This window comes from Campylobacter concisus (genome assembly GCF_003048555.1).
GTDB classification, from domain to species: Bacteria; Campylobacterota; Campylobacteria; order Campylobacterales; family Campylobacteraceae; genus Campylobacter_A; species Campylobacter_A concisus_AO.
In genome coordinates, this window is record NZ_PIRR01000043.1 from 1 (window position 1) to 11,484 (window position 11,484).

Genomic DNA, 11,484 nt, shown 5'->3' on the forward strand with positions numbered 1-11,484 from the left:
ATTTTAGGCTTAATTTTTTAATTAAACTAAATCTAAAATTTTGCTTCATTTTTTATATCATTTAGCTTTTTAACAGCCTCGTCAAAGTCGTCAGAATTTATGAAAATATTAATATTTTCATTTTTCTTATAGACTTTATCGTAGTATTTTGTGAGTAAAATTTCAGCTACTTTAGCAATGTCATTTTCATTAAATTTAGCCACAGCTTCATCTCTAGCTTTTTTATCGATAAATGGCGAAATTTTCTTCATACACTCTTCAAAAAAGGCTTTATCCACACTTTTATAGTCATCTACTATACAAGAAATTCTTTTTTCTAAACTTGCGCTCACTTCGACATTTATACCACTACGCATCGCCTCATAAAGACTTTTTGGCAAGCTTAATGAGCCTATCCTTCTGCTCTCACCTTCAATAAAGCAAATTTTATCTTTTAGCGTAATGAGCTTTTCAAACAATGCATCTTCAAAGCTTTTTTGGCTTGGCTGCGCGCCATTTATCGCTCCAAAAACAGAGCCTAAATGATTTGCCATAGCTTCAAGATCTATTGACGGGCTTAAAGCCCTTATGAGCTTACTTTTGTAGCAACCAGTATTGCCAAAAAGAGTGATAAATTTTGTGCTCAAAGGTCGATTTAGAAATTCTAAAACGTGATTTCTATAAGCTTTATAGCCACCACTAAGCCTAAAAACTCTATATCCTATCATGCTTAGCACATAGCCAACAGAATTTGATCTAAGCCCGCCTTTAGCGCAGTAGATGCCAATAGCTGAACCAACCTTGGCTCTTTTATAAACCTCATCAATGATATTTTGTAAATTTTTGCAGATATATTTTGCGCCAAGGCTCTTTGCTAGGGATCTGTCACTTTTATAGATCGTGCCCACCTCTTTATGTTCTGCGTCATTTAAAGCGTATAAATTTATAGCATCTTTTATGTGTGAATATAAAAATTCATGTGGCGATCTTGCGTCTATTAAAATTTCAAAAGAGCTTCTTTTCTCTAGCCACTGCTCTGCATCAAGCTCAAATAACGGCACTAAATGCCTTTTTTAGCTTCTCAAAAAGCGGATGAAATGGCGTGCCATTTACTCTCACATCAGAGATGGTGGTTATAAAATTTGTATCCCCGCTCCACCTTGGCACAAGGTGATAATGCACATGCTCAGCTATGCCAGCTCCTGCTGCTTTGCCTAAATTCATACCTATATTTACGCCATTAGCATAAAGCTCTTTTTTTAAAATTTCAACTCCAAGCCTTACAAATTTACTCATCTCAAACCAAGTCTGCTCATCAAGCTCTTCGATCTTGTCGGTATGCTGATTTGGTATTATCATAAAATGCCCTGGAGAATACGGATATAAATTCATAATCCCAAAACAATATTTAGCTCGAAAAAGCACACCATTTTTATCATCATCATCTGAGTTTATAACGTCACAAAAAACACAGCTATCTTTTTTAGCGCTAAAGTATTCGCTTCTCCAAGGGGCACAAAGGTGCTGCATTACTCACCCTCCTTTATCTTTTTGACGGCATTTTTTATATCATCTTGTCTCATAAAATGCTCTCCTATCAAGAAAGCATCTACGCCTATTTTACTTAGCTCTCTAAGCTGTTCATGCTGGTAAAGACCGCTTTCAGCGACTATTATCTTGCCATTTGGCAAAAGTGGTATGAGCTTCTCACAAAGGCTCATATCCATCGTAAAATCATCTAAATTTCGGTGATTTATGCCTATTATATTTGCTCCTGCAAAGATCGCTTTTTTCACATCACTCGCGTCATGAGTTTCAACCAAAACTTCAAGCCCTAAATGATGAGCGTAGTCTAAAAGCTCTTTTAGCTCGCCTTGTGTTAGCGCCTTGGCTATAAGCAGGATAAAGTCTGCCCCATAAACAAGAGCTTCAAGAATTTGATACTTATCAACGATAAAATCTTTTCTAAGGATCGGCCTTGATGCGTAGCGCCTAACTTGAGTGATATACTCGATGTTGCCTTTAAACCAATGTGGCTCAGTCAAGATACTAAAAGCATTTGCGTATGGCTCGTATTCCTGAGCGATTTTTATAGGTTCAAAGTCTTCTCTTATCACCCCCTTACTTGGGCTTGCTTTTTTGATCTCAGCTATTATTTTTATCGGCTCGTTTTGACTTGCTCTAAGCGCACTTAAAACATCTCTTGGCACGTATGGGTTATAAGCTAGTGAGCGACCAAGCCACTCCTCAGGGAAGTCTGCTTTTCTTTTTTCAAGATCATCTTTAGTCTTTTTAATTATCTCATCAAGTATCATTTTTTAAGCCTTTTGTTTAGATTTATTATACAGCGCTCTATTAGGTGCAAATGCTCTTTTGCCTCTTTTGAAGCTCTAAAATCAACATCTTTCATTGCATGTTGCATGATACTTTTTGCTTTTTTGCACTCACCGAGCTTAAAATAACCCCACGCTAGCGAATCCTCATAATAAGGCGACTCAGGAGAGATAGCAAGTGCCTTTTGCACAAGCTCTATACCCTTCCTAGGGTCAATATCATGATCTATCAGCAAGTAGCCATAATAGTTAAAAAACATATCATTTTCTAGCTTTGGCACGCTAGCTTCAAATTTATCTAAAATTTCAGACATTTTTTGTTCGCTTAAGGCATCTTTATTCATCTCGTATTCGTAAATCGCGGCTTTTGCTAAAAAATTTAAATCCCTGCTATCGTTATAAATTTTAACAGCAAGTATATATGCGTCACCAAAATTACTAGTCGCCGCATAAAGATCCATAAGAGCTATATCGTTGTAGCTATATTTTTTTAAAATTTCAATTGCTGCTTTGTAATTTTTATCATAGATAAAAAACTGCACGATCTTATCAATATACGAAGTATCATGATTTAGTTCATAAAGCTCTTCAAAGAGCTCGATCACTTTTGGGAAATTTCTTTGCTGGGAGTAAATTTCAGCCAAAAGCTCGCAAGTCTTTAGCGTGCAGCCTTGTTCGTCTCTAAATTTTTCAAGATATTTTGTAGCGTCTTTTATCTTATCCATACGATTTATCAAAATATCAACGATACGGAGCAAGTTTTCTTCTTCTTGCTTTAGTGAGTATGCCTCTTCAAAGTATTTTAGCGCAGTCGTTGTTTCATTTTGCATCATACAAATAGTGCCAAGCATGAGTAAATTTTGAGCATTTGGCTCTTTTGTAGCAAGCTCTTGCATTAAACTTTTAGCCTCATTTAGCTTTGAAAGATTTACTAAATTTGCCACTTTTATACGGATAAAATCGCTATCGTCTTTTAAGCTTTTTTCGCCTTCACTTATCAAAGCGTCTAAATTTTCATTTTTTGTAGCAAAGGCGAGTTTGATCGCCTCTTTTAAATAAGCTTTTTGATTTGTATCTTTAAAAATGTTTGAGTAAGCTTGAATGCTAGCATTCACATCTCCGCTATCTTGAAACAATAAAGCCTGCATTAGACGTAAATTTATACTTTTATTATCGTCAGCCAAAAGTAGCTGCGAGTTAAAAAATACGCTCATAAAAAATACTAAAATTTTACGCCAATGCATTCTGCTTTTAGCTCCTTTAAATTTTTTTTAAAATAATTCCAAAACGGAAAAGTCCTACACTGCTGTGGCCTTAGCTCATAGACTGAGCAGTTTTTATTTTTTTCATCAAAAAATACACAAGCAAAGCCATCTTCATAAGGCTTCTCTTTTATGCTACACCTTAGCCCAACTCTTATTAAAAACTGCTTTTCAAACTCATCTTTACTCATATGAAATGCGGTGCAAAATTTTGAAATTTCTTCTTCATTTATCCAGATGTAGCCACTCTCTCCCGTGCAACACTTGCCGCCACAGCTCTCGCAAAAGCTGGCATCAAACTCATAGCTAAAGCCTTGCACCCTCACGCTAGCCCCTGATAATCAACGCTCTTTGTATCAGCTTTTTTAAAAATTTCAATCGCCTCTTTTGTATGCGAGCCATTTTCACTCATCACTAAAGGCGGCAAAATTTTTAGCTTTGAGTTTGAATTATTTCTTACCTCAAATAAGGCTAAATTTGCTGGCTTATCAGCCTTTGTATGAATAAATTTTAGGCTTACTAAATTTAGTTTAAACTCTTTTAGACACATTACGATCTGGCTAAGATCATCAGGCGCATAGCAAAAAAACGCCCTTTTGTGAGGTTTTAAATTTATGCTTATGCCTTTTATAAAGTCTTTTAGACCCAAAGAGCTTGTGTATCTACTAGCCTTTATATGCTCATCTTCGCTTTGTTTCGTACCCTCGTGATAAAATGGTGGATTTGAGACGATGAGGTCAAATTTCTCACTATCTTTAAAATCTGCAAAATTAGCATTTATAATTTCTGCCTCCAAGCCGTTCTTACTGGCATTAAATTTAGAAATTTCACCATTTATTTGCAAGATATCAAGCAAGCTTAGGCTGGAATTTTTAAAGTCGCGTTTAAGTAAAAGCCCAAGTATCCCGCACCCTGCGCCGACGTCTAAAATCCTGCCTGAAAAATTTTTCAAACTTGAGCTTATAAAATCATAAAGTACCAGCGTATCGCTGTTGTAGCGATAGCCACTTTTTAGCTGAGCCAAGATCATCTATAAACCTTGATGATAAAGCCACGCGTGACATCTTTTACGATCACTTCAGAGCTAAAGCTGATCCTTGCAAAATCACCAAATTCTTCTTTTATAAGCTCGGCTGCTGCCTTTGCGCGCTCTTTACCAACGCCATAATTTACATAGTTATTTAGCCTGCCAAGATCATCTTTTTTGATGCTTTGCGCTACATTTGATGGGATGACAAAATTTTTCTTATCTACGATCGGAATTATCTCATAAAGGTAGTTTGAGTTAAATCTTTGCAAAAATTCGCTCACCCTATTCTTACACATCACGCTAATCTTATCTTTTGCGTCCATGTCATCACACTCAAGGCTAGAGATCAAAACTAGCTTTGTTGGCGTCTCTGGCTTAGTTGTCGCTTGCAAGATATTTTTTAAATTCACATTTTCATTTTCAAGCTCATCTTGTCTATTTAAATTTTGCTCGATATCTTTTTGAAGTTCGATGATTTTGGCATTTACTGGACTTCCTTTTGCGCTAGATGAGCTAAGTTCGTTTATTTTAGAATTTAACCTTTCAATCGTCTTATTGCTCTCGTTTAACTTATGTTTTGCACTTTCAAGCTCATTTTGTAAGCTTAGTAAATTTTTACCACCGCTTTTATTACTATCAGCAAAAAGAGCCGACGTATCAGCTATCTTTTTTTGCAAAATATTTATTTGCTGACGCAAAATTTCATAATTTTGCATATCGATCTTTAGCGTTCTTTTTTGAGCTTCTAGCTCACTTTGCTTTGCTGCTAGCATTTGGCTTGTTTGCGTGAGATTATTTTCTAACTCTTTTATCTTTTCATCTTTTAAGTTTATCTTTGCACTTAAATTTTTTAACTCGCTGTCATTTAAACCAAGCTTTTGGGTCTGCAAAGAGATAGTTTGGTTTTGCTCAAACAAAGTTTTTAAAAATTTATTCGTCTTTGTATCAAGCGTCTTTAACTCATCTCGTGCATTTTTAAAGCTCTCTTCACTTAAATTTAGCTTTTTATTTAGCTCACTTATACTTGCATTTGCATCTAAATTTTGCTTCTCTAGCTTTTTATTTATCAAATTTACTCGCTCAAGCTCTTTTTTAAGCGAATTTATATTTTCATTTGCGAGTTTATTTTCCTGCTCGCTTTTAAGATTTTTTTCTTTTAGATCATTAAAACTTTTATGAAGTGCCGCAAGAGAGGCATTTAGCTCTAAATTTTTACCATTATAGTTTTCAACTGCTAAATCTTTTGAGTTTAAATTTTTCTTTATCTCATCAAGCTCATAAATTCTGTCTTTTAAGGCAGTTTGATTTGACTCAAGAGCCTCCTCAAGATCAATTATCTTATTTGCCTTTTTTGAAAGCTCATCCTCCATAACACTCTTTTGCGTTTCAAAGCCATCAGTTAGTGCATTTATCTCTTTTTCGTAGCTAAATTTTTGTGTCTTAGCATCACTTTTTGCTCGCTCGATCTCCTCTTTTAAAAGCAAAATTTCTTTTTTTTCGTTTTTATCTTTTTCATTTTGAGTATTTTCATACTCTTTTATTAGTGCATCTTTTTGAGCCAGTGTCGTATTTAGCTCTATATTTTGCTCTTTTAAAGCTGTGTAATTTGCCTCAGCTGCCTCTTTAAATTTAGCAAAATTTGCTTCGATATCTTTTACCTTACTTTCATCGCCATTTTTTGCCTCATTTATCGCATTTTCAAGGTCTATTATCTTTTTTTCATAGGCTTTTGAGCTCTCTATCATATCAGCTTGAGCTTCATTTAACCGTTTTGTGAGAGTTTGTATATTTTCAAAGTGTTGTGCTTCAAGCTCGCCTAGCGTCTTTTGATTTTTCTCAACTATCTCATTTTTTTCATTTTCGATATTTTTTTTCATCTCTGAAATTTTGCTTATAAAGTCTAAATTTTTCTCGCTGATATCGACATTATCAGTAGCTAAAATTTTATTTTTTTTACTTAGCTCACGAACTTGTTCTTGAAGTTCGTTTACATCATTTGATAAATTTTGATCGTTCGTTTCAGTAAAATTTTGGATATAGCTTTTTGGAGTTATATATCCGCCATATTCGTAAAGATCGTCTTTGCTGATGTATTTTTGTCTCTCTTCTTCTGGTAAATTGTCAAAATTTATAGAATAAATCGTTTGATTAGTATCTTTTGGTGTCTCATCTTCTTTTGGAGATTTAAAAAACGATAGGCAAAAGCCAGCTATCAAACAAAAAATAGCTAGTAAAATTTTATTTATCAAGCTTATGCCTTGCCCTTTAAAATGTCTTTTATGACGTGATGAGCGTGATTTAGCGCAACGACTATTGAGCCGCCATTTTTTAGTACGATGTCACCGCCCACATAAAGTCCTGGTACGCTACTTTGGTAGTTGCTATCAACTATTGGAGTGCCTTTTTCATCGATTTTTATCTGACATTTTTGTAAAAAATCAATCGGACTTGAGCCACCTATTGCATAGACAACTCTGTCATAAACGCGAATTTTACCATTTTCGTAATGCACTCTAACTTTGCCTGATTCGTTATCTATCTCTTTTATATCGTGATTTAGCCTAACTTTTATCTTACCGTGCTTTTCTAGCTCCCAAAGTGCGCTTAAATTTGTCTCATTTACGCGGCTAAAATTATCTTTTCTATAAGCGATTGTGGTTTTATTGTATTGGCAAAGCTCGATCGCATACTCAACAGCTGAGTTTCCGCCACCTACGACAAGCACCTTTTCGCCGTTTGTACAGCTATCGAGGTTAAAATTTACAACTGAGTTTAGTGAAGGCGGGATTTTATAATCAGGCTTATTTGGTCGTCCCATTTTGCCAATTGATATCATCACATTTTTAGCTTCATAGACGGCTTTTGATGTAGTTACCTTAAAAATTTCTCCATCTTTTTTCACGCTCTCTACTTCAGAATTAAAAAAAGCTTCGATCTTTTCAGTATCAAGCAGCTTGTCAAAATAATCAAGCGTGCTCTCTTTCGTGCCATCCTCAAATGAAACTACACCATGTATCGTACTATCTTGCCCTTTATACTCTTTATCTACGCGTTTATTATCTTTATAAAATTTTCTTATCGTTTGGCTGTGATTATCGCCTTTTTCAAGAAGCAAAACGTTGTTTAAGCCATTTCTTTTTGCCTCAACTACGCTAGCAATCCCGCAAGGTCCGCCACCAACAACAATTAGATCATAAACATTTACCATCTTTTTCTCCAAATTTTATAAATTTTAAGCTTTTTTAACCAGATCAGCCATCAAAAAAGCAAGCTCAAGTGCCTGATCAGCATTTAGTCTTGGATCACATTGTGTTTCATATCTTTGCTCAAGCGAGCTTTCAGTGATATTTAATGCCCCGCCCGTACACTCAGTCACGTCTTGGCCTGTCATCTCAAGATGCACACCGCCAGCTCTTGTGCCCTCAGCTTTGTGAATTTCAAAAAAGCTTCTAACTTCGCTTATTATCTTGTCAAATTCGCGAGTTTTGTAGTTATTTGAGGTTTTTACAGTATTGCCATGCATCGGATCAATACTATAAACGATATTTAGCCCTTCTCGCTTTAGCTCTCTTAAAATTTTTGGCAAATTTTCGCCTATCTTATCAGCGCCCATTCTGATTATCACGTTTAGTCTGCCAGCTTCATTTTCTGGATTTAGCTTATTTGCAAGAGCGACGACATCTTCAGCCTTTGCACTTGGTCCGATCTTTACACCGATAGGATTTTTCACACCGCTTAAAAAATGTACGTGAGCGTCGTTTATACCACGCGTTCTCTCACCTATCCAAAGCATATGAGCCGAGCAGTCATACCACTCACCACTAAGACTATCAACTCTAGTTAAAGCCTCCTCATAAGGCAGTAAAAGTGCCTCGTGAGATGTATAAACCGCGGTTTGATTTATGACTGGCGTATTTGCTGAAGTGATGCCACAAGCTGCCATAAATGAAAGAGTCTTTGTTAGCTCATCAGCTAGTTTTGCGTATTTCTCGCCGATCTCTGGCTTTTTAACAAAGCCTAAATTCCACTTATGCACTTGATGTAGGTCGGCCAAACCGCCTCTTGAAAAGGCTCTAAGTAAGTTCATCGTAGATGCGCTTTGATAATACGCCTCGATCATGCGTTTTGGATCAGGCACTCTTGCCTTTTCGTCAAATTCAAAGCCATTTATGATGTCACCTCTATAGCTTGGAAGCTTAACGCCATTTACCTCTTCAAAATCGCTACTTCTAGGCTTTGCAAACTGCCCTGCTACGCGGCCCACTTTGACCACTGGATAGCCACCAGCAAAGGTTAAAACTATTGCCATTTGAAGTAAAACCTTAAACATATCTCTGATGTTGTTTGCATTAAAATTTGTAAAGCTCTCAGCGCAGTCGCCACCTTGAAGCAAAAATGCCTCGCCATTACAAACTTTTGCAAGTTCTTCTTTTAAACTTCTAGCCTCGCCAGCAAAGACCAAAGGAGGAAGCGATTTTAATTTTTCTTCGACCTCTTTAAGCTCTTTTAAATCTGGGTAATTTGGTTGTTGCAAGATATTAAATTCTCTCCAGCTATCGCGGTTCCAAGTCATTTATTTTCCTATCTTTTTTGCCTTAAATTAGACGCTGATTATATCACGGCAAACTTAAAAAATAAAAGCCATTAATGGGCTATTAAAGATATTTTGCCTACAATCGCTACTTTAAATTTACCCAAAAAGGAGCAGAATTTTTTCATGATAAAAGGCATATTTTATTCGCTTTTGGCATCTGTTTTGTTTAACTGCATCTACTACATGTCAGTGCTCATGAACCCCATCAGCACACAAGCTCTTATTGGATACCGCATGATCTTTGCCATGCCTTTTGTCATCGCCGCCATTTTTTTGTTAAAACAGCAGCGAAATTTCAAATTTTTACTTCTAAAAATAAAGCTAAAACCTAAAATTTTACTAGTTTTGCTTGCTACCTCGCTCATCGTCTCATTTCAGATGTGGCTTTATCTCTGGGCTCCAAGCAACGGATCAGCGCTAAAAGTCTCTATCGGCTACCTCATCATGCCAATAGTCATGGTCCTTTTTGGACGGATATTTTTTAAAGAGCACCTCTCTAAAACAAAGCTAGCCTCGATATTTTTTGCAGCCCTTGGCGTCTTTAGCACAGCTATACTAAGCGGCGGCATCTCGTGGGAGAGCGCTGTAGTTTTTTGCCTTTATCCAGTCTATTTTGCCATTAGAAAGTACTACAACCTTGCAAATTTCTCAAGCTTTGTTATAGAGATAATTTTTATGTTTTTATTCTCATTTTATTTTGCGCTCACAGCCGATATGAACTACGTGATGAGCCAAAATCCAAACATCTACTATCTGCTCATCTTGCTTGGTGCTATCAGCGGCATAGCCCTCATCGCCCAGATCCTCTCAAGCACGCTCGTGCCGATAAATGTACTAGGTTTGCTTACATATTTTGAGCCTATAATGATGCTTTTTGTCTCATTTGCTATCGGCGAGAGACTGGAGAAAAGCTCATACTTTTTAATGATCTGCCTAGCCATCTCGGTCACACTTTTGATGATAGATAGTATAAATTCTATAAAAGGCGACAAAAATACCAAGACTAAATGAGAGCCAAAAAGGCGTTATTCTCGCGCTTAGCGCCTTTTTTATGTGGGGGTTTTTGGCGGTTTATTTCAACCTCTTTAGTAAAGATGTCGATGCTTATGAAATTTTAGCTCATAGGGTCATTTGGTCATTTTTCTTAATGGCTGGAGTGCTTTATTTTAGTGGCAAAATTGGCGAAATTTTTACTTTACTTAAAGATATTCGTTCGCTAAAAATCCTATTTTTGAGTGGCATATTTATCACTACAAACTGGGGCGTTTATGTCTATGCAGTTAGCAATGGCAAAATTTTGGACACAAGCTTGGGCTATTTTATAAATCCCCTAATAAGCATGCTCCTTGGTGTTATCATCTTTAAAGAAAGGCTAAATAAAAGCGGAATTTTAGCCATTTGCATAGTCGTTTTAGCCATTAGCGTACAAATTTATGCCCAAGGCGGATTGCCATTAGTTTCCATTATCTTGCCGCTTTCATTTGGATTTTACGCGGCAGTTAGAAAGATGGCAAAGATTAGCGCATTTAACGGGCTTTTTATAGAGACATTTTTTATGTTCCCATTTGCACTTGCTTACGTTTTTTACATAGCATTTTTAGGTAAAAGCCACTTTGGACTAAACGAGGACTCACTTTTAATGATCGCTTCAAGTATCGTAACCATCGTACCACTTGTCGCTTTTAATGCAGCCGCAACAAGGATAAATTTAACAACGATTGGCTACTTGCAATACATCTCACCAACCATCGCGATCCTTTGTGCGGTCTTCATTTACGGCGAAAATTTAGACGGCTACAAGGTCATCTCGTTTTGTATGATCTGGCTGGCACTTGCGATAATTAGCATAGATAAATTTAGAAAAAGGAGTAAAAATGAATAATGTGACGATTTATTTACTGCTTGCGTTTTTTGCGGCGCTTATTTTATATTTTCAGATACAAAAACTAACCAGAAAGCTCGACGAAGAGGGAGCGGTGCCAGCTTATCAAAAGGCTGCGCAGGAGGTTTTAGAAAATTTAAGCAATGCTGAAAAATATCCAAAATTTTGCAATGTAATATTTAAAAAAATAAACGCCTTAAGGCAAGATATTTTATTTGAAGATGCACTAAATAGTGAGTCTGATAAAGATAAAGCATTAGATATCTTAGAGCAAATAAGAGAAAAACTGGAAACTTTATCAAAGCAAGAAAATTTAAACTGGGAGAGCGAACTCTTTGCGATCTTGGACGAGCTTGATAGCTTTATAAAGATAAATTTCAAAAACGGCGAAGATAGAGCTGAAG

Annotated in this window: 12 protein-coding genes; 3 read left to right on the forward strand and 9 right to left on the reverse strand. The window is 36.3% G+C overall.

What is annotated here, in order from left to right; genetic code table 11:
- Positions 1 to 32 precede the first annotated feature (32 nt).
- Genes mnmH through CVS92_RS07600 form a run of 9 tightly spaced genes read right to left on the reverse strand, consistent with a single transcriptional unit; the run spans position 33 to position 9,177 of the window.
- Positions 33 to 1,040: a tRNA 2-selenouridine(34) synthase MnmH gene (gene mnmH / locus CVS92_RS07560; protein WP_107789036.1), complete on the reverse strand. Its 1,008-nt coding sequence runs from the start codon at positions 1,038 to 1,040 to the stop codon at positions 33 to 35.
- Positions 1,027 to 1,509, reverse strand: a complete 483-nt coding sequence (locus CVS92_RS07565; protein WP_085657294.1) for an HIT family protein — start codon at positions 1,507 to 1,509, stop codon at positions 1,027 to 1,029. Before CVS92_RS07565 ends, mnmH begins: the two co-directional genes overlap by 14 nt.
- Positions 1,509 to 2,294, reverse strand: a complete 786-nt coding sequence (gene trpC, locus CVS92_RS07570; protein ID WP_107789037.1) for an indole-3-glycerol phosphate synthase TrpC — start codon at positions 2,292 to 2,294, stop codon at positions 1,509 to 1,511. Before trpC ends, CVS92_RS07565 begins: the two co-directional genes overlap by 1 nt.
- On the reverse strand, positions 2,291 to 3,556 hold the full coding sequence (locus CVS92_RS07575; RefSeq protein WP_107789038.1) for a tetratricopeptide repeat protein: 1,266 nt from the start codon (positions 3,554 to 3,556) through the stop codon (positions 2,291 to 2,293). Before CVS92_RS07575 ends, trpC begins: the two co-directional genes overlap by 4 nt.
- Positions 3,535 to 3,900 carry a YkgJ family cysteine cluster protein gene (locus CVS92_RS07580; RefSeq protein ID WP_021091298.1) on the reverse strand — a complete coding sequence of 122 codons (366 nt, stop codon included), beginning with the start codon at positions 3,898 to 3,900 and terminating at the stop codon, positions 3,535 to 3,537. The genes CVS92_RS07575 and CVS92_RS07580 overlap by 22 nt, the downstream gene beginning before the upstream one ends.
- Positions 3,897 to 4,604, reverse strand: a complete 708-nt coding sequence (locus tag CVS92_RS07585; protein ID WP_107789039.1) for a tRNA1(Val) (adenine(37)-N6)-methyltransferase — start codon at positions 4,602 to 4,604, stop codon at positions 3,897 to 3,899. The genes CVS92_RS07580 and CVS92_RS07585 overlap by 4 nt, the downstream gene beginning before the upstream one ends.
- Entirely contained in the window at positions 4,601 to 6,853 is a 2,253-nt protein-coding gene (locus CVS92_RS07590; protein WP_107789040.1) for a vesicular transport factor Uso1p, read from the reverse strand. Before CVS92_RS07590 ends, CVS92_RS07585 begins: the two co-directional genes overlap by 4 nt.
- Positions 6,854 to 6,855: 2 nt before the next feature.
- Positions 6,856 to 7,812, reverse strand: a complete 957-nt coding sequence (locus tag CVS92_RS07595; protein ID WP_107789041.1) for an NAD(P)/FAD-dependent oxidoreductase — start codon at positions 7,810 to 7,812, stop codon at positions 6,856 to 6,858.
- 24 nt (positions 7,813 to 7,836) lie between these two features.
- Positions 7,837 to 9,177: a class II 3-deoxy-7-phosphoheptulonate synthase gene (locus CVS92_RS07600; RefSeq protein WP_103604036.1), complete on the reverse strand. Its 1,341-nt coding sequence runs from the start codon at positions 9,175 to 9,177 to the stop codon at positions 7,837 to 7,839.
- Between the two features lie 144 nt (positions 9,178 to 9,321).
- Here CVS92_RS07600 and rarD (CVS92_RS07605) point away from each other — a divergent pair, with 144 nt between their 5' ends.
- From rarD (CVS92_RS07605) to CVS92_RS07615, 3 genes are all read left to right on the forward strand, one after another.
- Entirely contained in the window at positions 9,322 to 10,209 is an 888-nt protein-coding gene (gene rarD, locus CVS92_RS07605; protein WP_084107873.1) for an EamA family transporter RarD, read from the forward strand.
- 16 nt (positions 10,210 to 10,225) lie between these two features.
- Positions 10,226 to 11,080 (forward strand): EamA family transporter RarD, encoded by an 855-nt coding sequence (gene rarD / locus CVS92_RS07610; protein WP_257641098.1) that lies wholly within the window; start codon positions 10,226 to 10,228, stop codon positions 11,078 to 11,080.
- Positions 11,073 to 11,484, forward strand: a 412-nt coding sequence (locus CVS92_RS07615; protein WP_107789042.1) for an aryl-sulfate sulfotransferase, incomplete at its 3' end; no start/stop codon positions are given. The genes rarD (CVS92_RS07610) and CVS92_RS07615, both read left to right, overlap by 8 nt.